The following is a 24,602-nucleotide window of genomic DNA, read 5'->3' as shown; positions in this document are numbered from 1 at the left end:
TTATCGCCGTCACGATAACCTTCAACGATTGTCACGTATTGTGTGCCTTCACGATTTTTAGTTACTTTTACAAATGCCATATTTATATTATATCAAAACCAACCGTCTACAACAAGTGTGAAGTTGTGAAAAACTATCATATCCCTTGATATAATAGCTTTTGGGGGTGTATTTTTTAGTTTTAACTGTCAAACTCGGGAAGGATTGAGTTGAAGCCCTTTCTTCTCTCGTTAATTTTTGAAAAAGAAATAGCGGACGAAAAGGTCATTTATTGTTATAATAAAGCTATGACTAAGAAAATAAAGATCACTGCAACGGTAGAAAATCTAACACAAGCTAAAGCCTTACTTGATTTGGGGATTGACAACCTCTATATCGGAGAAAGTGAGTACGCTCTTCGTTTGGCACATGCTTTCACTTGGGATGAAATTCGGGATATCACAGAAATGGCACATGCAGCAGGAACGCAAGTAACAGTAGCAGTCAATGCGATTATGCACCCTGAAAAAATGGCGACAATTAAGCCATATCTTGATTTTTTACAGGAAATTAAAGTCGATCAAATTGCAGTCGGCGATACGGGTGTGATTTTTGTCTTGAATCGTGATAACTATGAGCTTCCTTACATCTATGATGCCTCAACCATGGTGACTAGTAGTCGTCAAGTGAATTTTTGGGGACAACAAGGTGCTATCGGTGCTGTTTTATCACGTGAGTTGCCAAAAGAAGAATTGATAAAAATGGCGTCAAACCTCGAAATTTTTGGCGAAATTCTGGTTTATGGTGCAACGATTATTCATCAATCGAAACGCCCACTTCTGGAGAATTACTATAACTTTATCAAAACTGACGAGGAAAAATGCAAGGCCAGAAACCTATTTTTGAGCGAACCTAAGGATGAGATGACCCACTATTCAATCTACGAAGACAGCCATGGCACCCACATTTTTGCATCCGATGATGTCGATATGATGACTGAACTTGCCACTTTGACAGAGCTGAACTATACGCATTGGAAACTAGACGGAATCTATACACCAGCTGATGCCTTTGTTAAGATTGCTGAATGCTTTGTTCAGGCAAGAAAACGCCTCGAAGCTGGCGAATTGGTGCCCGTTCAAGCCTTTGCCCTTGACGAAGAAATCCGAAGCCTCCATCCAGCAGGTCGAACTTTAGGGCATGGTTTCTATGACCTAGATCCGAATGAAATTCAGTAAATTAAAGTAGATTAAATCTAAAAAAACGTTAATTAATTGTTGAAAAAAGAAAGAGGTCTAATGATGTTTTCCGATAAGTATATAGAACGAGTAATCAAAACAAAATCCCACCTTTGTGTCGGGTTAGATCCGATGTTGGAAAAATTTCCGACATTTATTTTAGAAAAAGCAGAACAATTGTATGGTAAAACGCCCCAAGGTGCAGGCTATGCTATTTTTGAATTTAATAAAATGATTATCGACAGTATTGCCGATAAAGTTCCTATCGTCAAACCTCAATTAGCTTATTATGAGAAATATGATCAGTTTGGTTTGGCAGCCTTTTGGCAAACAGTAGCATATGCCAAAGAACGCGACTTGCTCGTCATTGCAGATGCTAAAAGAGGAGATATCGGTTCAACCTCACAAGCCTATGCTGAGGCATTCTATAAAACGATTAAAGATGAATGGGTGTCATCTGTATCCGTAGATGCAGTAACTGTCAATCCTTATCTCGGAAGCGACGGACTGGATCCATTTATTCAGTCAGGTCTTGACCATGACAAGGGCACGATTATTTTAGTCAAAACAAGTAATCCTTCTTCGGGTGAATTTCAGGATCAAGTGACAGAAACTAGTGGCAAGTCTATTTCAGAATTAGTTTGTGATTATATCACTCGTCAATCAAGTCAAATCGGTCAGTATGGCTTTTCGGATATCGGTGCCGTTATTGGCGCTACCTACCCTCAAGATTTGGCACGATATCAAAAATTATTGCCCAATAGTCTATTTTTAGTTCCCGGCATTGGCTATCAAGGGGGCGATGTTGCCTTATTAGAGGCGGCCTTTAACGAAAAAGGATTGGGCGCTATTATTTCTTCTACGAGAGCTATTAATTATGCCTACCAAACAGTTGATGTGACAGAAGAAGGTGCAAAAGAGAGCATCATAAAGGTAGTAGATGAGTTTAATCATTTAATCAATTCAGCCTTGACTAAGGCTGGTAAAAATTTGACAGAGCTGTTGTAAAATCACAATTTTAGCTGCCCAACAAAAAAGACAAAGTATCTATTTTGAACACTTTGTCTTTTCTGTTTCATTAGATTTTTATCTGCTCTATTCATATCTCAAAGCAGTAATCGCATCAAGTTTTGACGCCCTCCTTGCGGGTAGGGTACCCGCAAGGAAAGCAATGAACATGATAAGGCACATGATACTAAAAATGGCGATGGGGTTGAAAGCGATGAGGTTAAGCCCTTCCATACCTTTCAAGAATGACTTAGCGCCCAGATCGTTGACCATCGCAGCAAGAATACCAAACAAAGAGCCGAAAAAGCCGATTAAAATTGCTTCAATACTAAAGAGTGAGAAGACTTTGCCACGACTTAAGCCCATGGCTTTCATCAATCCGATTTCACGTGTTCGTTCTTGGACAGACATGAAGAGTGTGTTGATGATGCCAAAACTTGCTGCAATAAGCGCAATAGATCCGAAGAGAATCAGCGTGCCTGTAATGGCATTGACGACTTGGCGAATTGTCGTGATTTGGTCTTCAAGTGTTTCAGCATGGTAACCGAGTTTGGTGACTGCTTTTTTGATTTTTATCATGTCTGCTTTAGAAGTGTCAGGTTTTGAATTTGTGAAGAAACCGTAGTACTGATTTTTCATTGAATCAGGTAACCCAGCTTCATGTAGAGTGGTAGTTGCTTGGTCAAATGCTTGATTGACCGTTGACATCCCACCTTGGACGAGAGTGAATTTCTTGATGCCGACAATTTTAGCCTTGAATGATTTTTGCTCGCCTGTTGCTGGTGAAGTCACACCAATTTCAACAGTTTGATTCAGCGCTGCCTTTTCAGACTTATAACCTAAGACCTTAACGAAATCTTTCTCTAGTGTAATTTCAGCTTCTTTAGCATCTTGATTGACGCTACGTCCAGTTGCGATTTGGTTTTTAGCACCCACATCTACCATTGTCGACAGCACATATTTTTGATGATTTTTGCCAGCGATGTAGTCAGCACTAGACATAGGAATGACGGTTACGGTATCAATCCCTTTGACCGTCTTAATTTTTTCTAAGTCTTTGAGAGTTAGGACAGTGCCACCATTTGTGTCAGCGGTTTTAGCCTCATATTTTTGAGGGCCCTCTTCAGTTGTTCCAACGTCAGGTTGCACAAACAATGTTTGCTCACCCCCGATACTTCCGACTTGTTGGGTAACAAAATCATTCACCCCGATATTCATCCCGATGGTTATGGCAATGGTGAATGCACCAATAAAAATGGCTACCATTGTTAAGATGGTACGTGTTTTACTTCTCAGCAAATTAGCGGCTGCTGTTTTTAAAATATCTACAAATTCCATTTAATTTACCTCAACAATCTTGCCGTCACGCATCCGAATTTTTCGATCGCATCTAGCTGCTAAATCTTCGTCGTGAGTTACGATAATCAAAGTAATCCCTTGTGATTGATTGAGGTCAAATAATAAATTTTCAATACGTTCACCTGTCGTACTGTCTAAATTACCAGTTGGCTCATCTGCAAAAATCACTTGAGGTTGATTGATAATGGCGCGTGCCACACAGACGCGTTGTTTTTGACCACCGGATAAATCATTGGCTTTACTTTTTGATTTTTCTGCCAAATCAACTTGCTGCAAGGCCTTCATGGCTAATTCTTTTCGTCGTTTGGCAGGAACACCCGCAATTTTTAAGGGGAGGGTCACATTATCCAGCACGCTATCTTTAGCATTCATGAAAAATTGTTGAAAGACAAAGCCAAATTGCTGATTGCGAACATGATTAAGCTGTTTTTCTTTAATTTGGGTGACATCCTTGCCATCTAGGATAATCTTACCACTGGTTGGTCGGTCTAATAAGGCTAAAATATGCATCAGAGTAGACTTACCAGAGCCACTTTTGCCGATAATGGCGACAGATTCCCCTTTTTCAATAGTGAGTGAAACATCGTTTAGTGCAACGAATTCGGCTTCTCCCTTACCAAATACGCGTTGCACAGTTTTTACTTCCATAAGTGTCATCATACATTCCTTTATTTTTATTTTTTAAGTCCCTCATTATTAAAGTGTAACTTTTCTTAATTGAAAAACAATCAGTCTTAAGACTTAATTTAAAAGCAAATTATGATTTTTTCGAGCATTTTATTAAATTATGGTATAATGATTGAGTTAAAGTAACAGTTTTGGTCTTGCTTAAAGATCTTTTCAACTTACTCACTATCTTGAAAATAGGAGAAAAATTTAATGTCACACAAACAACTCATACGTCCTGAGGTATTGGCACCTGCCGGGACATTGGAAAAATTAAAGGTTGCCATTAGTTATGGGGCTGATGCTGTCTATATCGGTGGTGATGCCTATGGCTTGCGCTCAAGAGCTGGGAATTTCAGTTTTGATGAGATGCGTGAAGGCGTCGCTTTTGCGCAAGCACATGGCGCTAAAGTCTACGTCGCAGCCAACATGGTTACGCATGAGGGCAATGAAGTCGGTGCTGGCGAATGGTTCCGTACCCTGCGTGATATCGGTATTTCAGCCGTTATCGTCAGTGATCCCGCGCTGATTGCTATCGCAGTCAGTGAAGCACCGGGGTTACCCATCCATCTGTCAACTCAGGCCAGTGCGACCAATTATGAAACACTGGAATTTTGGAAAAGTCTCGGTCTGGAACGGGTCGTTTTGGCGCGCGAAGTCTCAATGGCTGAGTTAGCTGAAATTCGCAAGCAGACAGATGTTGAAATCGAAGCCTTCGTCCATGGTGCCATGTGTATTTCCTACTCTGGTCGATGTGTCCTCTCAAACTACATGAGTTATCGGGATGCCAATCGTGGTGGGTGTTCTCAGTCTTGCCGCTGGAAATACGACCTCTATGATATGCCTTTTGGTTCTGAACGTCGTTCTATTCAAGGTGAAATCCCTGAGGACTTCTCAATGAGTGCGGTTGATATGAGCATGATTGAACACGTTCCAGACTTGATTGAAAATGGCATCAACTCTTTTAAAATCGAAGGTCGGATGAAGTCCATTCATTATGTGTCAACTGTCAGCAATGTCTATAAAAAAGCAGTTGATGCTTACTTGGAAAGTCCAGCAACCTTTGAAGCGATTAAGCCAGCCTTGGTTGATGAGCTTTGGAAAGTTGCCCAACGTGAATTGGCGACAGGCTTTTATTATCAAACACCAAGTGAAAACGAGCAGTTATTTGGTGCGCGTCGGAAAATTCCGCAGTACAAGTTCGTCGGTGAAGTTGTTGCTTTTGATGCGCAAACCATGACGGCTACTGTCCGTCAACGCAATGTCATCACAGAAGGCGACGAAATCGAATTTTACGGCCCGGGTTTCCGTCATTTCACCGCGACAGTTGAGAATCTGAAAAATGAAGACGGTGAGCGCATTGACCGTGCCCCCAATCCAATGGAACTCTTGACTATGACCGTGCCAACGGCAGTTGAGGCAGGCGATATGATTCGTAAAAACGGGTCGGGGTTGATTAATCTATATGAAAAAAATGGGACAGCTAAGACGGTTAGAGCATAAGGTATAGAGGTTGGGACAAAAGACTTCAAAAATGGATAGATTAAATGATGCTGATTTTCGACTCTTCACAGGTTCTTGATTTTTTCAATGGTAGCAGCGCTTTTCTTTAGAGAACTTTTGTCCCAACCTCTTTTAATGCTTAAAGTAAGTCTTGACCGATTAGGACAATTTTGCTAAAATAAGTCTATAAATATTTCAAGGTAGTCAAGTACCATGAAAATAGCTTAGCTATTTTTCGTGTGCTTGACTTTTTTGGTTTTAAATAAAGAGGTAAATGTGCAAATTCAAGAAAATTTTGATGTTATCGTTGTCGGTGCAGGTCACGCAGGAAGTGAGGCGGCGCTTGCGTCAGCACGGATGGGCAGTAAAACGCTGCTCATCACGATTAACTTAAACATGGTCGCGTTCATGCCGTGTAACCCGTCCGTCGGCGGATCGGCTAAGGGGATCGTCGTTCGCGAAATCGATGCGATCGGTGGCGAGATGGGTCGCAACATCGACAAGACCTATATTCAAATGAAGATGCTCAACACAGGAAAAGGCCCTGCGGTTCGGGCGCTTCGCGCACAGGCGGATAAGGATTTGTATGCGCGTGAGATGAAAAAAACGATTGAGCAGACGGAAAATCTAACTTTGCGTCAAGCGGTAGTGGACGAGATTCTCGTAGCAGATGGTCAGATTACAGGGATTAAAACGGCAACGGGTACGATTTATACGGCGAAATCAGTTGTCATTACAACAGGGACAGCCCTTCGTGGTGAGATCATCATCGGTGAGCTCAAGTATTCGTCAGGTCCAAATAACTCCCTAGCTTCTATCGGTCTTGCTGACAATTTACGGGACTTGGGCTTTGAGATTGGTCGTTTTAAAACGGGTACACCGCCACGCGTGAAGTCTAGTACCATTGATTACAGTAAAACGGAGCTTCAGCCGGGGGATGAGAAACCAAATCACTTTAGTTTCCTATCTCAGGATGCGGATTATTTGACGGATCAAATTCCGTGTTGGTTGACCTATACGAAGAATGCGACACACATGATTATTCAGGAGAATTTACATCGTGCGCCCATGTTTTCAGGTATGGTTAAGGGTGTTGGTCCGCGTTATTGTCCGTCAATCGAGGATAAAATCGTGCGTTTTGCGGACAAGCCACGCCATCAACTATTTTTAGAGCCTGAGGGGCGAGATACAGAAGAAGTTTATGTACAAGGGCTGTCGACCTCGATGCCGGAAGATGTCCAGTTTGAGATGTTGCGCTCCATTTCGGGTTTGGAAAATGCCGAAATGATGCGTTCAGGCTATGCCATTGAGTATGATGTGGTCTTGCCACATCAACTGCGCACAACGCTTGAAACGAAATTGATTTCAGGCTTATTCACGGCGGGTCAAACCAATGGGACATCAGGTTATGAAGAAGCAGCAGGTCAAGGTTTAATTGCAGGGATCAATGCCGCGCTGAAAGCACAAGGTAAACCTGAGTTTATTTTGAAACGTTCAGATGCTTATATCGGTGTGATGATTGATGACTTGGTAACGAAAGGAACGATTGAACCGTATCGTTTGTTGACAAGTCGTGCTGAGTACCGCTTGATTCTTCGCCATGATAATGCCGATATGCGATTAACGCCACTTGGTCGTGAGATTGGTTTGGTCTCTGATTATCGTTGGCACACTTTTGAGATTAAAAATTATCAATATGAAAACGAACGATTGCGTCTGCAAAAAAATAAACTCAAACCGATTGCTGAAACTAATGCTAAGATAGAAGCCCTAGGCTTCAAGCCATTGACGGATGCCTTGACAGCAGCAGAGTTTATGCGCCGTCAAGAAATCACTTATGAGATTGCGACATCTTTCATCGGATCAGCGCCAGAAGTTTTGGATTCGAAAATTATTGAATTAATCGAAACAGAAATTAAATATGAAGGCTATATCCAAAAAGCAATGGATCAAGTTGCTAAAATGCACCGTTTGGAAGCCAAACGCATTCCGAAAAGTATGGACTGGGATGCTTTAGACAGCATTGCCACAGAAGCCCGCCAAAAATTCAAGAAAATCAATCCGGAAACAATTGGTCAAGCCAGCCGTATCTCAGGCGTCAATCCTGCGGATATTAGTATTTTGATGATTTATTTGGAAGGTAAATAAGACGTAATAAGCTCAGACTATCTGGGCTTTTTTCTGTGGTATAATAGTTGTAAAAGATTCCAAGTATTTTACAATATAAAACGTACAATTTAAGCATATTAGAAATTAGAAAGCAAAATGAAAAATTTTAAACCACTTTATCAAAGTAACAACATCAATATTTCGACTGAAGTCAATCTCGTTTGGTCAATAGCCAATACACTTCGTGGGGCATATCGTGCAGATAAATATCGCGATGTTATTGTACCGATGTTTGTGATTACACGGCTCGAGGCCGCATTGGCAGACACAAAGGAAAAAGTAGTGACAGCTTATCAAAATAATCCAAGTACACCATCAAAGGTACTTGAAAAAATCTCGGGCTACAAATATTATAATACAAGTAAATACACACTAAAAAATTTGCTTAGCGATCCAGAGAACATCAAAACAAATTTTGAAGTTTATCTGGAAAGCTATTCCGAGCGTGTTCAAGATATCATCAGAAATTTGAAATTCTATGATGAGGTTGAGACGCTCGCTAAAACTGGTCGTCTGTATGGCGTTATTAAGAAGTTCTCAGAATTAGATTTATCACCAAAGTCAGTTGATTCAATCAAAATGGGTTACATGTTTGAAGATATTATTCGTCGTTTCTCTGAAAATGAGGAGGCTGGTTCACATTATACACCTCGTGAAGTTATTGGATTAATGGTAAATTTATTATTGGCAGGTGCTGATGATGCGCTTTTTCAAGATGATAAAGAAATCAAAATTTTGGATATGGCGGCAGGTACTGGCGGTATGCTTGCAACAGCTAAGTCATATATCGAACAACTAAACAATAAGGTTAATATACGACTGTTTGGGCAAGAATATTTGGCAGAGACTTATGGTATCGGTAAAGCTGATATGCTGATTCGTCAAGATAATTCGGATAATTTTATAAATACAGATACGCTTAAAAATTTAGATCCATTTTCTGAAATCAAAATGAATTTTGTCATCGCTAACCCACCATTTGGTCAAAGTTGGGCTGGAAAAGATGCAGATGATGGTGTAAGCGAAGCAGTTAAAGACGACATGGCGACTTTTATCACAACCAAAGGACGTAAAGGACGTTTTGTGAACACACCAACTAGTGGTGATGCGCAATGGCTTTTCCATCTACATGGTTTGGCAAAGCTTGAAGAAAATGGTCGAGCTGCGATTATATCAAATGGTTCGCCTTTATTTTCTGGTGGAACAACATCAGGTGAAAGTCAAATCAGACGTTACATTCTAGAAAATGATTTGTTGGAAACGATTATTGCTTTGCCAGGTCAATTTTTCTACAATACAGGTATTTCGATTTATATCTGGCTCTATAATAAAAATAAGCCAGCTTCACGACAAAACAAAGTACAGTTTATTGATGCTACAAATGAGTTTGTTCCTTTGCGAAAATCATTGGGGAAAAAGCGTCGTGAATTATCATCTAAAAACATTGACACAATTATCAAATGGTATCAGTCCGATAAAGAAAATAAACATGTCAAATTTTTTGATAATCAAGAATTTCTTTATAAGGAGTACAGTGTTTATCAACCGTTGCAGCGCCGTGGAGCGATTAACGACGAAACGATTGAAAAGGTTAAAACTATCCAATTTTTTACTAAGCTCTATGATGAATACAAGTATCAAGAATTACTAGAGATAGCGCCAAGGAGTGCTAAACAAGAAAAAGAGCTTATAAAATTTGACAAGGGTAAAATCAAACAAGATGAAATTATCAAGGCACTCGAAATCGGTAAATCTGAAGTAACTTATGATGATTTTGAAACATTTTCAAAAGTTATTAAAAGAATTTTGCGAGACGTTAAACTCACACCTGCTAATGTTACTGCTATCGCCTTTACGATGAGTGACATGGATAAAACGGCAAAAATTATCACGACAAAAAGACATGATAAAGTTGGAGAAGTTGCAAATGGTATCGTGTACGATAAGACAACTAAAGACACTGAAATAGTGAAGTTAAATGAAAATGTTGATGACTATTTTGAACGTGAAGTCTATCCACATGTGCCTGATGCACATTTCTGGGATGAAGATAAAGTTGGCGCAGAAATTCCCTTCACTCGATATTTTTATGAGTATCAAGCCCCTGAGAAAGCCGAAGATTTGTTGCAGGAATTTAAAACTTTAGAAGTTGAATTGCAAGAGTTGTTAAAGGAGTTATAGTGATGAGAATGACTAGTGTGAATAAAAAATCAGGTATTAAGTGCGTTGAGAATATTCCGATAGAGTGGAAAAATACGAAGATTAAGTATGTTTCAGAACTTGATCCAATAAAATCAGAGCTCCAATATAATAATTTTTATGGAAAAGAAGTGACTTTTTTACCAATGGAAAAGTTGAAGAGTGGTTTTCTTATTTTAGATAGTGAACGTATTTTTGAGGAAGTATTTGAAGGGTATAATTATTTTGCAGATGGTGATATTTTGTTTGCAAAAGTCACTCCATCATTCGAAAATGGTAATATTGGAATTGCTTCAAATTTGGTTAATGGATTAGGGTTTGGTTCATCTGAGATTTATGTTTTGAGAGCGAATAAAATTGATAAACTTTTTTTGTATTACTTTATTCAGAATGATGAGTTCAAATCCGAGTCTGTTTCAAATATGTATGGTGTTGCTGGCTTAAAACGGGTTCCTTCAGGATTTATAAGAAACTATGAATTTGCATTACCGACATTTCAAGAACAAAGGGCAATTGCTGATTTTTTAGATAAGAAAACTGCACAAATTGACAAGGCGCATGATTTGCTGACGCGTCAAATTGAAACACTTAAAAATTATCGTAAAAGTTTGATTTATGAAGCAGTCACTAAAGGTCTTGATACTAAGGTCAAACTTAAGCCGAGTGGTGTTGACTGGATTGGTGATGTGCCGTGTGGGTGGGAAGTTAGTAAGTTGAAATATTTAACTGTTGGAAAATTACAATATGGTGCAAATGCTGAGGGAGTTGATTTTTCAGAGAATTTGCCAAGATATATTCGAATTACTGACATATCCCAAGACAATAACTTGAAAATTGACGGTAAGCAATCTTTACCTTTAGAGATTTCAGCACCTTATATATTGAACGATGGTGATATTTTATTTGCTCGTAGTGGGGCAACGGTTGGAAAAACATTTTTATATACAGAAGAATGTGGTAAAGCTGCTTTTGCAGGATATTTGATAAGAGCTAATTTTGATAAAAACAAAGTGATTTCTAAATTTATTTATTATACAACTTTGGGTCAAGGATATGAAAATTGGAAAAATTCAATCTTTTCTCAATCAACTATTCAAAATATTGGTGCTGATAAGTATAGTGAATTATGGATAGCAATTCCTAATTATATGGAACAGCAAGGTATTACAAGTTTTTTAGATAAAAAGACTAGTAAGGTTGATGAAATTATTCAAAATAAGCAGCAACAAATCCAAAATTTAGATAAACAACGTAAAACATTAATCTATGATTATGTGACTGGAAAGAAACGAGTAAAATGAGAAAAGTAAATTTAAAATCTGTTTACCATCAATTTATGACAAAAAGTGATGATATTTACAATTTTCTTAATGAATTTGATGATACTAATAAGCCGCAAAGTGAGTTAATCGACAGTGTATATTTTTATATTTCAATGATTAGAAAAGAAACCAGTAAAACAGATGGGAAATCTAAAATTTATTTTACGTTATCAAAATCGAATACTAAAGAGCAAATAAAAATTGATAATGTTGAAACTCAAAAACGTAGGGAGATTGAAAAAGGAGAAAATGAAGGTTTAGGAACAGACGCGCATTTTCTCCTAATTAATAATATTCTTATACAAAGAAAAACTCGCGGTGTTGCAACAATTGATAATTTAATTTCTTATCTAGCTAATAAAATTGATGTTAAAAAGAAAGATATTAACATTGATTTGATACTAGAAAAAGATGTATTGAGTAAATTTAATGATGTAGCGATTTTCGAAAAATTTCAATTTAAGATTGCAGTACCACAGCAGATAGGAATTTTTGCTAATGATGTAGATGATGAACTGGCTAAGAAAAAATTAGCAGATAAATTTAATGCAGAATCTCTTAATTTTGAGGTTCGAGGAAAACAACTTAATAAAGGAACAATCAAACAGTTTATTAACATTTTCCAGAATCATACTTCAAGTGCAGTATTTAAAAGTTTATCGGTTACTGGAGAGGGAGAATTTTTAGATTTTGTGAAAGGTAAATTGTTTTGGGAAGAAATAATAGAGTTGGGCAAAAATGAAGAATTAACAGAAGAAAAGATCTATCCTTTTCTTAAAGAAGCGTATGATGTTAGAAAAGAGTACTTAGATGCTTACCAAACTTAGAAAAAATATCCCCTTAATAATTTTTATATTGACTACATTTTACTTAATCAAATATGAGTTCACGCCCAAAAATTTTGCTAATTATACAGAGTTATTGAGTGAATTAAATAATTTTTCACTTGCTCTGATATCAATTGCTTTAGCGATATTAGGAGCTATCAATGTTTTTAAGGATTATTCGTTCATTAAGCGACTTTACCAACTTAATGTTGATTTAGATTTTTCAAAAAGATTATTGAAGTTTACATGTATGACTATCGTATTTTCAATATTAATAATTGGAGCATTGTTTTTTGCCAAAACAAGTTTTGACACATTTTCAAGAATTTACATAGGTGTTCTGATAAACTTATCTTTTCAAGTATTGTACCAGATTATTTATATTTCTTATTTTATTTTTGGGGTATTTACGAGTTACTTTAAAGAAGAACGTAATAGTCGAAAATAAATAACTAACAGACCTCAGCCATTCTATCAGATTGATAATACTCAAAATTTTAAACATTGGAAATGAAATATTATACCAAATGACATAGAAATCGATAAAATATTGATATTTTGGTATAATTAACCTATTCAATTGTCAGGAGAAACTATGCCTTATCAACCCCTGTTCGACATCATAGACGATATGTTAAATAAAATCGTTGAAATAACAGAAATTGTAACTAAATTAACACTCACACAACCGCAAAATTTTCATTTACGTAAGGAAAACCGTCTACGTTCAATTCATTCAAGTCTTGCTATTGAAGCAAATTCTTTATCTTTAGAGCAAGTAACTGCCATAGTCAACGGCAAGCGTGTATTAGGTAAACCGCAAGAAATTAGAGAAGTACAAAATGCTTATCAAGCCTATGAACAAATTTTTAAACTCAATCCTTATCAAGTCACTGACCTATTGCAAGCGCACGGCTATCTCATGGCTGATTTAGTAAAACGTTCAGGAGGCTTTCGTTTAGGTGATGTCGGTATTTATGATATTGCGGGAAATCTTGTGCATATGGGTGCACGTCCACAGTTTGTGAGCCATCTTGTTAATGAGTTACTTGATTGGGCACAAAGTGCTATTGTACCAGCTTTAATAAAGAGTAGCGTTGTGCATTATGAACTTGAAAAGATTCATCCTTTTGAAGATGGTAATGGCAGAATGGGACGGTTGTGGCAAAATTTGATTTTAGCACAAGATTACCCAATATTTGAATATCTGCCAATTGAAACGATGATTTATGAATATCAAGAAAGTTATTATAAGGCTTTGAGTGACAATGAAAGTGCCACGCGATTTATTAATTTTATGCTTGATATTATTTTGGAGACAATAAAAAATAGCGATATAACAAGCGATAAAATAGCGATAAAAAAATTAAGTAGACCACAAACTGAATTTTACCATCTGATACGTGATTATCTACAAAAAAATGAGAGTGTGACGAGTGCTGAAGCACAAATATTATCAGGTAAATCAGCAGCAACAGTGCGTAATTACTTTGCGAAATTGGTTTCAGAAAACTTATTAGTTGCTCAAGGTGAGAATAAAGCCCGAAAATATTTTTTAGCAAACTAGACCGAAGGAGAATGCATGGCGAACCACAATATCAATGAACGATATGATTTCCAACAATGGATATTATCTGACCTAAAAAAGTTAAACGCTTACATAAAACGTCCTCAAATGAAGTATGATGCACGTTTGGCCATGGATACTGAAATACTTTGGCAATTTTTATTGGCAACACAAGAAGAGACGATAGAAAAATTACTTAAAAAGTTTGAACAAGCGTCTATTATCAATTTAATCAATCAAGAGATTATTAAAAATGGTCTACTTTACAGTTTAAAAAATGGTGTTTATTTTGAAAACATCAAATTAGATTTGATGTATCGCACACCTGCAACTGATTTTAATCAAAAAGCAATTAGAAATTATGAATTGAATCAGTTGACTGTTATGGAAGAAGTCAATTATGAAAATGACGACCGCATTGATTTGGTGATTTTTATAAATGGTTTGGCATTATTTGCCTTAGAATTAAAATTTAATCCAAGCGGACAAAGTGTGCAAGATGGTATTAAACAGCTTAAAAATCGTAACCCTAAGAATCGTCTTTTCATTTTTAATGCCGGTGTTTTGGCTAGTTTTGCAGTTGATACGTTAGAAGTTTTTGTTACGACACAACTTAAAAATGAATCTACCTATTTTCTACCATTCAATCTAGGAAAGGGGACTGATATTGAACAGGGCGCTGGAAATCCTCATAATGATAGAGGTGTAGATACGGCTTATCTTTGGCAAGAAGTTTTCAGCAGAACCAGTATTTTCCAACTATTAGAAAGATTTATTTTTCTAAGCAAAGATAAAAAAACGATGATTTTTCCACGTTATCAACAGCGACGTGCAGTTACACGTTTACTTGATGATATGAAAATTAATCATACAGAAAATAATTATCTGATTCAACATTCGGCTGGTTCAGGTAAAACAAATACAATTGCCTGGTTAGCACATAGTTTAGTAAGTTTACATGATGAGATGAATGAGTCAGTTGTAGATACCGTTCTGATCGTTACTGATCGCATTGTCGTTGACCGACAATTACAGGATGCGGTTCGTGCCATCAACCATGAGAATGGGGTGATTAAGGTCATGGACGATAAAGCGACATCTAGTGATTTGGCTGATTCCCTTTTGGGCAATACTAAAATTATTGCAACGACGATTCATAAATTTGCACAAATAAATAAATCTGATTGGATGGCTGTAGGTGCGACTAATCATAAACATTTTGCAATATTGATAGATGAAGCACATAGTTCAACGACTGGTTCTTATATGAGCGCAGTGAGTCAAGTTTTAACAGAAACAGACATAAACGACGGTACGATTGATGAGGTGCAAGAGGTAAGTGTTGGTGATGCTATTGAACAAGAAATTTCTCGTACTGGGAAACAAGAAAACATCTCAATCATTGCTTTTACAGCAACTCCCAAAGCCACTACTTTACAACTCTTTGGAACGACTAATGCTGAGGGCGGTAAAGAAGCCTTTGACTTGTATAGTATGAAACAAGCGATTGAGGAAGGATTCATTTTAGATATTCTCAATAATTATGTGACTTATGAGACTTACTATAAACTCAACAAAGCAGTTGAAGAAGACCCAGAATTAAAATCAAGTGTAGCAAAACGTAAAATTGCTAAGTTTGTTGAGCTGAGTGATGAAAATATACAAGGTAAAGTCGAAGTGATTATGGATCATTTTATTTCGCATGATATAATGGCTGAGCTTGGTAGTCAAGGTAAAGCGATGATTGTGACATCTGGTCGTGAAGCAGCAGTTAAGTATCAGCAAGCGTTTCAAAAATATTTACGTGAACATAGTATAACTGGAATTAAATCATTAATTGCATTTTCTGGCAAAGTGACTTTAGATGGTCGAGAGTATACAGAATCAGGTATGAATGGTATTAGCGAAGATAAGTTGAAAACATCATTTGATACTGAGGACTATCAAGTTTTAATAGTTGCTAATAAATATCAAACTGGATTTGATCAACCTAAACTAGTTGCTATGTATGTTGACAAAAAACTGCGTGATGTTGCAGCTGTACAAACATTGTCCCGTTTGAATCGAATTGTTTCTGGTTATAATAAAAAGACATTCATCCTTGATTTCAAAAATACTTATGATGATATTCAGCAAGCTTTTGCACCATATTATCGAAAGACAGTTTTAGCAGATACGATTTCACCAAGTGATATTTTAGATGTAGAAGGCAAAATTGATGAATATAACATTTTAGATATGGATGTTGTTCATGAGTACAATCAGTTTTTGTATCAAGAGAAGCGTTCAAGTCGTGATAAACAGAAAATGATAGCCTTACTCAGCTCTGGTTATAGTTGTGTGCAACGCTATGAAGAAAAAGAACAGCTTGAGATTAAGAAAATAATTCGTGGTTTTATACGTTTGTATACTTTTCTAATCCAAGCAACAGCTTATCAAAATGAGATTCTACATGAAAAGTATAATTATTTATTAGCGTTAGTGAAAATGATAGATGTTCGTTTGGGAGGTAATGATTTTTCTATTGCAGATAAAATTGTGGTTGATTACATGAAGCATAAACAAACCGGGGAATATCATGTAGCTGAACTCGAAAATGAATATCAAATTAAGTTAAATAAACCTAGTTTAACTGGTATTACTGAAGATCAAGAACAAAAATTATCAGAAATTATCAATGAAATCAATGAGCAATTAAATTTAGCAATTGATGCACCAATTGGTGTCAGTGGTGCGATTGCAATCCGAGAATTGATGAAGAAAAACGAAAAGTTAAAAAAATCAGCACGTGTTAATAATCGAGCAGATTTTAAATTCACTTTTGAAGATGAAATCGATAAAGCATTAACAGATGGCTATACACAAAACCAAGATTTCTTTGGTGTTTTACTAAATAATGAAAGTTTTAAAAAAAGAATAGCCCAGATTTTTCTAGATGATGTGTATCAGAGCATGCAAGAATAAAGAAAAAAAATTTTAAGCAAAAACTATTGACGCAACCCTAAAAACTATGATATACTAGTAGGAGTTGAAAAGCAGAAAGCCCCCGCTTTCTCGCCAATATTGCGTAAGCTACTTGGCATGGAAATGAATTTATTCTCTGGATTCAGAGTTGATTTATAGCGGGCTTTCTACGGAAAGTCCGTTTTGTTTTTCAATGGAGAAGTTGGCTCATTTAGTCAGCAGAACATTTACAGTAATTGAGATTTGGTGACTTGAATTGATAGGTTTCTATGAGTCAAGTCACCGCCTCAACATCTTTAAGACAAGGAGAACAATCATAGCAAGAGAAAGAGTTACAATGAATCAGGCGATTCGTGCCAGCGAAGTTCGTTTGATTTCGGCAGATGGTGAACAACTCGGGATTACACCGACACGTGATGCGCTTAATCAAGCCATGGATCAAGATATGGACCTCGTGTTGATTTCAGCACAAGCGACACCGCCTGTTGCCAAAATTATGGATTTTACAAAATTCAAGTTTGAGCAAAAGAAAAAACTGAAAGAACAAAAGAAAAATCAGGCTGTCGTAACAGTCAAAGAAGTTCGTTTGTCTCCAGTTATTGACCAAAATGACTTTGATACAAAATTGCGTCAAGCCACTAAGTTCCTTGAAAAAGGCAACAAAGTCAAGGTATCTATCCGATTTAAAGGTCGGATGATTACCCATAAAGAAGTTGGTCAAAAAGTCTTGGACGATTTCGTTATCGCAACCCAAGAGATTGCCCATGTTGAACAACGTGCCAAAATGGACGGTCGTCAAATGTTTTTACAATTGGCACCGGGCGAGAAAAAGAAATAATACTAAAATTTTAGAGGAGATTTGAGAAATGCCAAAACAAAAATCACACCGCGCTTCAGCAAAACGTTTTAAACGTACAGGTTCTGGAGGATTGAAACGTTTTAAAGCCTATACAAGCCACCGTTTCCATGGGAAAACTAAAAAACAACGTCGTCACCTTCGTAAAGCTGGTATGGTATCAACTGGTGACTACAAACGTATCCGTAAAATGGTTTACTCTCTTAAATAATAGAGACCTAAATCAAGCATAGACTACATTAAACTAAGATATAATAAGGAGAACTATAAATGGCTCGTGTTAAAGGTGGCGTTGTAAGCCGCAAACGTCGTAAACGTGTACTGAAACTTGCGAAAGGTTACTATGGTGCAAAACATACTTTGTTCCGTACTGCCAAAGAACAGGTAATGAACTCATATAACTATGCGTTCCGTGACCGTCGTCAAAAGAAACGTGATTTCCGTAAATTATGGATTGCACGTATCAATGCAGCTGCGCGTATCAACGGCTTGTCATATTCCAAATTGATGCACGGTTTGAAATTAGCTGAAATCGAAGTCAACCGTAAAATGTTGGCTGACCTTGCAGTTAATGATGCTGCTGCTTTCGCAGCTTTGGCTGATGCTTCTAAAAAAGCTTTGGCTAAATAAGCAAGACTATTAAAAAGCAAGCTTCGGCTTGTTTTTTTCGATATAATGGCTAAAAATACCGTAAAATCATTTTGTCAAAAACTTTTTGCAGTCATTTTGGGGCAATGTCAACTGATTTTGATGGTCAATAATTGAATATTATCTTAGAATTAATTTGCTAGGAGGAGATAACAAAGATGAACATTAGTGAGCAGTTGAAAGCTTATCGGAAAAAATTAAATCTGTCTCAAGATGAGTTGGCAGAAATTGTTTTCGTATCCCGCCAAACGATTTCAAATTGGGAAACGGGTAAATCATACCCTGATTTGAAAAGTCTACTGTTAATGGGTGATTATTTTGAAATTTCCTTGGACAAATTAGTAAAAGGAGATCTTCAAGTTATGAAGGAACAAGTAGGTGTCACAACTTTACATAACTATTCATTCGGTATGATGATAGGGTTTGGCGTTATGATTTTTGGGACTGTATTTTTTATAAAAACACAGAAAACTATCGGGTTGACAATTGGTATCTTAGGTGCTATCATCATGATTTATTCAGCGTTTCAAGCTGAAAGAATCAAGAAAAAATTGGATATTCAAACTTATTCCGAAATTGTGGCTTATATGGAAGGGAGAAAAGTTCTTCGTAGCAATCGAAGAAGTCCTATTTGGAGTGTGATACTAAAAATTATCTTATCTACAGCAGTAACACTTATTATTATCTATCTAGCTTTGCTTCTTTTTTGATAGTAATTGATTTAAAATCGAGACAAACGCTCGATTTTTTTGATTTTCTGTAAAATATCGGAAAATTTTTTAGTTTTTGTCCAAAACCTTTTACTTTTTGTGCTATAATAAATGAGTAAACAAATCAGTTGCACTTTAGTGTGAAATCTGTTAAGCATTGAAATCTGAAAGGAATGACGGTTGCTTTTGATAAAAAGCAGGCTCAAAAATGAATATGATGACATTAACTAGCTGTCCCTTGAAGCAAACCTATTTTGTTTCAGACATAAAAGGCGACCCTGACAGTAGAAAGCACTTGCAAAACTTAGGTTTTGTCAAAAATGCGCGTGTTGCGGTGATGAATCGTGATAAAAATAATGGGGTTATCCTTATCCATAATTCGCGTGTGGCGCTAGATAATACGATTCTAGATAATATTACTTTGTCAAAAAAACTTGTTGGTCACGGAAATTTAGCCAAACTCTCCACTGTCAAACCGGGTCAGATGGTCATGGTCATTAGTATTGCGGTAGCACATCCATCAGATCCTGCCGAAGCAGCGATAAAACGTCGCTTGTTGGACATGGGTGTGACACGAGGCACACGTATCTTTGTTAGAAAAGTAGCACCATTAGGCGATCCAATGGAATTACACGTTAGAGGATATGAGTTGACCTTACGCAAAAGTGAGGCAGAAAAAGTAGAAGTGAGCGTACTAGAAAATGACTGATAACAAACGATTTGCGCTGGTCGGCAATCCCAACTCTGGTAAGACATCAACTTTTAACCTCCTGACGGGGGCTAATCAGTACGTTGGCAACTGGCCCGGTGTGACGATTGAACGAAAATCAGGTAAATACGCGAAAGATAAATCTATTACCATCCAAGATTTACCCGGTATTTATTCCCTGTCTCCCTTTACGCCAGAGGAAAATGTCACAAGAGATTATCTGCTGTCAGATGATTATGATGTGATCATCAATGTCGTTGATGCCACAAATATTGAGCGCAATCTTTACCTGACGACGCAACTAATTGACATCGGTAAACCCGTCGTCATCGCCCTCAACATGACCGATTTGCTGGTGAAACAGAATATCTTCATCGACACGGAAAAGCTATCCTATTCGCTAGGTGTTCCCGTTGTCAATATCTCTGCCCTTAAAAATCAGGGATTTGATACTTTAGTTGACCAAAGTCAAAAAGCAACGACTTCACAAGTCCAACTCCATTATGACGAACGCTTTGAGGCGAGCTTGACGGAACTTTCCAATGTCACGCACATTACCAATCGGTTTGAACTCATTAAGGTTTTTGAAAATGACGAAAAAATAATAGAACGTGTGTCATTATCAGCAAAACAAGCTGAGGAAGTCTCAGAAATTATTGCAATTGCAGAAGCTATTTTTCTGGATGATAGACAAAGCATCGTCGTCAATGAGCGCTACCAATATTTGACAACCCTGACTGACATGGTCGAAAGTCGAACACAAGGCGTTCGACTGAATGTGTCAGATAAAATTGACCAATTTGTGACCTCTCGCTTTTTTGGTTTCCCTTTCTTCCTCTTTGCCATGTGGGCAGTCTACTATGTCAGCATCCAGACGGTTGGCACTATGGGAACAGATTTTGTAAATGAGAAATTGTTTGGGGAAATTGTCCCACATTATGCACAAAATGTGCTTGATTTTTTAAATATCGCACCAATTGGCCAGAGTTTGATTCTGGACGGCATTATCGCCGGAGTCGGCGCTGTTCTTGGTTTCGTCCCACAAATTTTTGTCCTCTTTATCTGTTTGGGCATTCTGGAGGATTCAGGCTATATGAGTCGTGTGGCTTTTGTGATGGATCGTATTTTCCGACGATTTGGTTTGTCTGGTAAATCTTTTATTCCTATGTTGATTGCAACAGGGTGTGGGATTCCGGGTGTGATGGCATCTCGAACGATTGAAAATGAAAGAGACCGTCGCATTACGATTATGGTCACAACTTTCATGCCCTGTTCAGCCAAGCTGCCGATTATTGCCTTGGTGGCTGGCTCGCTTTTCCCTAATAATTCACTGATAGCGCCAAGTGCTTATTTTGTAGGCATTTTTACGATTGTTATGAGTGGTATCATGCTGAAAAAGACCAAATTATTAGGTGGTTCTGTGACACCATTTATTATGGAGTTACCAAATTATCACATGCCTAAATGGTCAAACGTCTTACGCTATGCATTAGATAAAGGTTTGAGTTTTATCAAGCGTGCAGGAACGATTATCCTTGCCATGACGATATTGCTATGGTTCCTAATGACCTTCAATTTCCGTATGCAGGTCGTTGATACAGAGCAATCTATTTTGGCAGGAATTGGTCGAGTGATGTTGCCGATTTTTGCACCACTAGGTTGGACTTCTTGGCAGGCGACAGTTTCAACCTTTACTGGGTTACTTGCCAAAGAAACGTTGGTGTCTACGATGGGTGTTCTCTACCACGCCAAGGGTGGCGCAGCTTTGAATACTGCCATGCAGAGTAATTTCACTGCCTTATCTGCCTATACCTTGCTCTTGTTTAATTTACTTTGTGCACCATGTTTTGCCGCTATCGGTGCCATTTATCGTGAAATGGGAACAGCAAAATGGACAGGCATTGCAGTTGGTTTCCAATGTGCGATTGCGTATATCTTTAGTTTTATCGTTTATCAGTTAGGTACTGTCTTTGTCACTGGTCATGTGGGCTTCCTTGCAGTGCTTGCCGTTTTGATGTTGGTGCTGGTTGGCTACCTTGTCTTTAGAAAACCAGTGTATCAAGCGCCTCAATTATCAGAAAGTGTGACTGTATGAATAGCCAAACGATTATTATTTTTGCTCTAGCCATTGCTGGTGCTGGTTATGCTTTTTATAAATTTATCAAATCGCGTGGTGCTTGTGATGACTGTGGCTGTTCTTGCCCAGTTAAGGAGCGGATGAAATAAAACATATTCAAATCATCACTTGAATATGTTTTTTCTTTATGCTAAAATGAACCTATCAACATTCAAACCAAGATTTGAATGTATGAGGAGTAGAAAAATGAGTGAAGACATTTGTGATATCCGCTGTTTTGATGCAGCAAAAGTAGCGACTGTTCAGGAAGAATTGGCGCTACATAATACTTTAGCCATCAGTCAGTTGTTTAAGATGCTGTCAGATGAACGGCGTGTGAAGATTTTATATGCCTTAGCGACACAAGAACAGCTCTGTGTCTGTGATTTAGCGCTGATTATCGGGGCGACAGTGGCAACAGCCTCTCATCATTTGCGTGCGCTGAGTAAACTAATGATATTGACCCACGATAAAATCGGGAAAATGGTCTATTACAAACTGGAAAATCCAGTCATTCGTCATCTTGTGCTAGATATTTTAAATCACTATCAAGAAGGTGTAATATATGGCTAAATCAGAAACAGTAACTTACAGACTTGTCGGTTTATCCTGTACCAATTGTTCAGCGAAATTTGAGAAAAATGTCAAGGCACTCGAAGGTGTGAGCGAAGCAAAGGTTAATTTTGGCGCTGCCAAGCTAACCGTGACAGGGCAAGTAACAGTTGCAGAGCTTGAACAAGCGGGAACTTTTGACAACATTAAAGTGCTACCCGAACACGAAACACTTTCTGATGATAGCTGTCATCACAAGCTAGCTTTCTGGCATGAAAATCGACATCAATTGCTTGCAGCAGTGCTTATCATGGTGGCTTTCGGCAGTCAATTTGGCTTGGGCGAACATCATGCTTTAACGGCTACACTATTTATCATGGCGATTTTAATTGGTGGTTATCAACTTTTCAGCGAAGGGGTCAAGGATTTAATCAAACTTGACTTTTCAATGGCAACGTTGATGACGATTGCGATTATTGGCGCAACTCTGATTGGTGATTTTGCGGAAGGTGCGATTGTTGTGATTCTTTTTGCCATCAGTGAAATGCTTGAGCGCTATGCCGCTGAACGTGCCCGCCAATCCATTTCCACCTTGATTAAGGTAGTACCAAAAGTCGCAACCATTCGCCGTAATGATTTTGAGCAAACCATCGCAGTACAGGACATTCAAATCAATGATGTTATGCTGATTAAACCTGGTCAGAAAATCGCCATGGATGGTGTCGTTATAAAAGGTGATTCAACCGTTAATCAAGCTGCCATTACAGGAGAATCCCTACCTGTTGATAAACGAATTTCAGATGAAGTCTTTGCAGGAACACTTAACGAAACAGGTTACCTAGAAGTTCAAGTTACAAAACGTGCAACAGATACAACACTTGCAAAAATTATCCAACTCGTTGAAGCAGCCCAAGGTGAACGTGCGCCAGCCCAAGCTTTTGTCGACAAGTTTGCGAAAATTTACACCCCATTCATCATCTTGCTAGCGACCTTAATCGTCATCGTCCCACCATTGCTTTTCGGCGGAAACTGGCAGAGATGGTTCTACCAAGGACTATCAGTCCTAGTCGTCGGCTGTCCGTGTTCTTTAGTCATCTCAACCCCAGTTTCTATCGTGTCTGCCATCGGTAACGCTGCGCGTCATGGTGTCTTGATTAAAGGCGGGATTTATTTAGAAAAAATCGGAAAACTTCAAGCCATTGCCTTTGATAAAACAGGTACTTTGACAGAAGGTAAGCCTACAGTAACTGACTTTGTTGTAGTAGATGAACGCTATAATGAACCCGACTTACTTCAAAAAATATCAGCCTTGGAAAGTTATGCGCAACATCCCCTTGCCTCTGCTATTGTAGCAGCTAGCCAAAAACGAGGAATTGATGAGACACCGATTAGTATTGATAATTTCAAATCACTCACAGGACGTGGTGTGCAGGGAGATATTTCAGATATGACTTACTTTATCGGTAGTCCTAAATTATTTCCGTTAAGTTCAGAGATAGCCAATATTTGTCAAAAGTTTCAGCAAGAAAGCAAAACCGTCATTTGCTTTGGTACAAGTGAAGACGTTCTAGCGATTATCGGCATGCAAGATGTAGTCCGACAAACGAGTCAACAAATGATACAAGAGCTACAGGCACTTGGTATTAAAGCAATGGTCATGTTGACAGGAGATAACCAAGCTACGGCAGAACAGATTGGTCAAGAAGTAGGTGTCTCATCAGTTAAATCAGATTTGATGCCAGCAGATAAAGGACAAGAGATTCAAAGACTCCAAGCAACATTTGGTCATGTTGCCATGATAGGAGATGGCGTAAATGATGCGCCAGCTTTAGCGCTGGCAAATGTTGGCATCGCTATGGGTGTGGCAGGAATGGATACAGCTTTAGAGACCGCAGATATCACGTTAATGGGTGATGATTTGGCTAAACTTCCTTTCATCATCAGATTGAGCCGTCAAAGCTTACGGACGATTAAACAAAATATCACTTTTTCACTGGCTTTGAAAGTCATTGCTTTGTTGCTAGTTATTCCAGGTTGGTTGACACTTTGGATAGCTATTCTAGCGGATATGGGTGCAACGATAATCGTTACATTGAATGGTATTCGGTTGCTGCGGGTGAAGTAAATGACGAATTCAAGTATGAATTAGTAAGCCAGCATGAGCTCTAAAAAATCGTAAGAATGTCTCGTATTCTTACGATTTTTTGTTA

The 24,602-nt window shown here is 37.9% G+C and carries 20 protein-coding genes; 18 read left to right on the top strand and 2 right to left on the bottom strand.

Annotation, left to right across the window (positions count from 1 at the left end; all coding sequences use genetic code 11):
- Positions 1-287 precede the first annotated feature (287 nt).
- The gene (locus ACYQ21_RS05335) at positions 288-1,217 is read left to right on the top strand and encodes a peptidase U32 family protein (protein WP_460056070.1); all 930 of its coding nucleotides are present in this window, start codon (positions 288-290) and stop codon (positions 1,215-1,217) included.
- Positions 1,218-1,277: 60 nt separating this feature from the next.
- Complete coding sequence (gene pyrF / locus ACYQ21_RS05330) at positions 1,278-2,225, top strand: orotidine-5'-phosphate decarboxylase (RefSeq protein WP_460056068.1); 948 nt, start codon at positions 1,278-1,280, stop codon at positions 2,223-2,225.
- A gap of 87 nt (positions 2,226-2,312) precedes the next feature.
- On the opposite strand, the gene ACYQ21_RS05325 is transcribed toward pyrF, so the two are convergent.
- A complete protein-coding gene (locus ACYQ21_RS05325) occupies positions 2,313-3,563 on the bottom strand; it encodes an ABC transporter permease (RefSeq protein WP_460056066.1) in 1,251 nt (416 codons plus the stop codon).
- Positions 3,564-4,241, bottom strand: a complete 678-nt coding sequence (locus tag ACYQ21_RS05320) for an ABC transporter ATP-binding protein (RefSeq protein ID WP_460056063.1) — start codon at positions 4,239-4,241, stop codon at positions 3,564-3,566.
- Positions 4,242-4,463: 222 nt separating this feature from the next.
- On the opposite strand from ACYQ21_RS05320, the gene ACYQ21_RS05315 reads away from it, so the two are divergent.
- From ACYQ21_RS05315 to ACYQ21_RS05240, 16 genes are all read left to right on the top strand, one after another.
- Positions 4,464-5,753, top strand: a complete 1,290-nt coding sequence (locus ACYQ21_RS05315; RefSeq protein ID WP_460056060.1) for a peptidase U32 family protein — start codon at positions 4,464-4,466, stop codon at positions 5,751-5,753.
- A gap of 276 nt (positions 5,754-6,029) precedes the next feature.
- Positions 6,030-7,901 (top strand): tRNA uridine-5-carboxymethylaminomethyl(34) synthesis enzyme MnmG, encoded by a 1,872-nt coding sequence (gene mnmG, locus ACYQ21_RS05310; RefSeq protein WP_460056057.1) that lies wholly within the window; start codon positions 6,030-6,032, stop codon positions 7,899-7,901.
- A gap of 117 nt (positions 7,902-8,018) precedes the next feature.
- Positions 8,019-10,103, top strand: a complete 2,085-nt coding sequence (locus ACYQ21_RS05305; protein WP_460056055.1) for a type I restriction-modification system subunit M — start codon at positions 8,019-8,021, stop codon at positions 10,101-10,103.
- A 2-nt stretch (positions 10,104-10,105) separates the two neighbouring features.
- Positions 10,106-11,422: a restriction endonuclease subunit S gene (locus tag ACYQ21_RS05300; protein ID WP_460056052.1), complete on the top strand. Its 1,317-nt coding sequence runs from the start codon at positions 10,106-10,108 to the stop codon at positions 11,420-11,422.
- Positions 11,419-12,270, top strand: a complete 852-nt coding sequence (locus ACYQ21_RS05295) for a hypothetical protein (protein ID WP_460056050.1) — start codon at positions 11,419-11,421, stop codon at positions 12,268-12,270. Before ACYQ21_RS05300 ends, ACYQ21_RS05295 begins: the two co-directional genes overlap by 4 nt.
- 631 nt (positions 12,271-12,901) lie before the next feature.
- On the top strand, positions 12,902-13,837 hold the full coding sequence (locus tag ACYQ21_RS05290; protein WP_460056048.1) for a Fic family protein: 936 nt from the start codon (positions 12,902-12,904) through the stop codon (positions 13,835-13,837).
- 15 nt (positions 13,838-13,852) lie between these two features.
- A complete protein-coding gene (locus tag ACYQ21_RS05285) occupies positions 13,853-16,801 on the top strand; it encodes a type I restriction endonuclease subunit R (RefSeq protein WP_460056045.1) in 2,949 nt (982 codons plus the stop codon).
- Between the two features lie 337 nt (positions 16,802-17,138).
- The gene (infC, locus tag ACYQ21_RS05280; RefSeq protein ID WP_460056042.1) at positions 17,139-17,639 is read left to right on the top strand and encodes a translation initiation factor IF-3; all 501 of its coding nucleotides are present in this window, start codon (positions 17,139-17,141) and stop codon (positions 17,637-17,639) included.
- Between the two features lie 28 nt (positions 17,640-17,667).
- Positions 17,668-17,868, top strand: coding sequence for a 50S ribosomal protein L35 (rpmI, locus tag ACYQ21_RS05275; protein ID WP_003140675.1), 201 nt, complete (start codon positions 17,668-17,670; stop codon positions 17,866-17,868).
- Between the two features lie 59 nt (positions 17,869-17,927).
- Positions 17,928-18,287 (top strand): 50S ribosomal protein L20, encoded by a 360-nt coding sequence (gene rplT / locus ACYQ21_RS05270; RefSeq protein WP_061773999.1) that lies wholly within the window; start codon positions 17,928-17,930, stop codon positions 18,285-18,287.
- Between the two features lie 176 nt (positions 18,288-18,463).
- On the top strand, positions 18,464-19,015 hold the full coding sequence (locus ACYQ21_RS05265; protein ID WP_460056039.1) for a helix-turn-helix transcriptional regulator: 552 nt from the start codon (positions 18,464-18,466) through the stop codon (positions 19,013-19,015).
- A 208-nt stretch (positions 19,016-19,223) separates the two neighbouring features.
- Positions 19,224-19,724, top strand: a complete 501-nt coding sequence (locus ACYQ21_RS05260; RefSeq protein WP_460056036.1) for a FeoA family protein — start codon at positions 19,224-19,226, stop codon at positions 19,722-19,724.
- On the top strand, positions 19,717-21,819 hold the full coding sequence (feoB, locus tag ACYQ21_RS05255) for a ferrous iron transport protein B (RefSeq protein ID WP_460056034.1): 2,103 nt from the start codon (positions 19,717-19,719) through the stop codon (positions 21,817-21,819). Before ACYQ21_RS05260 ends, feoB begins: the two co-directional genes overlap by 8 nt.
- Positions 21,816-21,950, top strand: a complete 135-nt coding sequence (locus ACYQ21_RS05250) for a FeoB-associated Cys-rich membrane protein (RefSeq protein ID WP_460056033.1) — start codon at positions 21,816-21,818, stop codon at positions 21,948-21,950. The genes feoB and ACYQ21_RS05250 overlap by 4 nt, the downstream gene beginning before the upstream one ends.
- Before the next feature lie 97 nt (positions 21,951-22,047).
- Positions 22,048-22,413, top strand: a complete 366-nt coding sequence (locus ACYQ21_RS05245) for an ArsR/SmtB family transcription factor (RefSeq protein WP_460056031.1) — start codon at positions 22,048-22,050, stop codon at positions 22,411-22,413.
- Complete coding sequence (locus ACYQ21_RS05240) at positions 22,406-24,517, top strand: heavy metal translocating P-type ATPase (RefSeq protein WP_460056028.1); 2,112 nt, start codon at positions 22,406-22,408, stop codon at positions 24,515-24,517. Before ACYQ21_RS05245 ends, ACYQ21_RS05240 begins: the two co-directional genes overlap by 8 nt.
- Positions 24,518-24,602 lie beyond the last annotated feature (85 nt).

The organism is Pseudolactococcus yaeyamensis (assembly GCF_054658615.1).
The sequence above is the reverse complement of the archived record's forward strand: the minus strand, read 5'-3'. Positions and strand labels throughout refer to the sequence as shown.

Excerpts from the sequence above, each read along its gene's own strand:
- ACYQ21_RS05335 (WP_460056070.1), top strand. The coding sequence starts at position 288 with ATGACTAAGAAAATAAAGATCACTGCAACGGTAGAAAATCTAACACAA.
- pyrF (WP_460056068.1), top strand. The coding sequence starts at position 1,278 with ATGATGTTTTCCGATAAGTATATAGAACGAGTAATCAAAACAAAATCC.
- ACYQ21_RS05325 (WP_460056066.1), bottom strand. The coding sequence starts at position 3,563 with ATGGAATTTGTAGATATTTTAAAAACAGCAGCCGCTAATTTGCTGAGA.
- ACYQ21_RS05320 (WP_460056063.1), bottom strand. The coding sequence starts at position 4,241 with ATGACACTTATGGAAGTAAAAACTGTGCAACGCGTATTTGGTAAGGGA.
- ACYQ21_RS05315 (WP_460056060.1), top strand. The coding sequence starts at position 4,464 with ATGTCACACAAACAACTCATACGTCCTGAGGTATTGGCACCTGCCGGG.
- ACYQ21_RS05305 (WP_460056055.1), top strand. The coding sequence starts at position 8,019 with ATGAAAAATTTTAAACCACTTTATCAAAGTAACAACATCAATATTTCG.
- ACYQ21_RS05300 (WP_460056052.1), top strand. The coding sequence starts at position 10,106 with ATGAGAATGACTAGTGTGAATAAAAAATCAGGTATTAAGTGCGTTGAG.
- ACYQ21_RS05295 (WP_460056050.1), top strand. The coding sequence starts at position 11,419 with ATGAGAAAAGTAAATTTAAAATCTGTTTACCATCAATTTATGACAAAA.
- ACYQ21_RS05290 (WP_460056048.1), top strand. The coding sequence starts at position 12,902 with ATGTTAAATAAAATCGTTGAAATAACAGAAATTGTAACTAAATTAACA.
- ACYQ21_RS05285 (WP_460056045.1), top strand. The coding sequence starts at position 13,853 with ATGGCGAACCACAATATCAATGAACGATATGATTTCCAACAATGGATA.
- infC (WP_460056042.1), top strand. The coding sequence starts at position 17,139 with ATGAATCAGGCGATTCGTGCCAGCGAAGTTCGTTTGATTTCGGCAGAT.
- rpmI (WP_003140675.1), top strand. The coding sequence starts at position 17,668 with ATGCCAAAACAAAAATCACACCGCGCTTCAGCAAAACGTTTTAAACGT.
- rplT (WP_061773999.1), top strand. The coding sequence starts at position 17,928 with ATGGCTCGTGTTAAAGGTGGCGTTGTAAGCCGCAAACGTCGTAAACGT.
- ACYQ21_RS05265 (WP_460056039.1), top strand. The coding sequence starts at position 18,464 with ATGAACATTAGTGAGCAGTTGAAAGCTTATCGGAAAAAATTAAATCTG.
- ACYQ21_RS05260 (WP_460056036.1), top strand. The coding sequence starts at position 19,224 with ATGAATATGATGACATTAACTAGCTGTCCCTTGAAGCAAACCTATTTT.
- feoB (WP_460056034.1), top strand. The coding sequence starts at position 19,717 with ATGACTGATAACAAACGATTTGCGCTGGTCGGCAATCCCAACTCTGGT.
- ACYQ21_RS05250 (WP_460056033.1), top strand. The coding sequence starts at position 21,816 with ATGAATAGCCAAACGATTATTATTTTTGCTCTAGCCATTGCTGGTGCT.
- ACYQ21_RS05245 (WP_460056031.1), top strand. The coding sequence starts at position 22,048 with ATGAGTGAAGACATTTGTGATATCCGCTGTTTTGATGCAGCAAAAGTA.
- ACYQ21_RS05240 (WP_460056028.1), top strand. The coding sequence starts at position 22,406 with ATGGCTAAATCAGAAACAGTAACTTACAGACTTGTCGGTTTATCCTGT.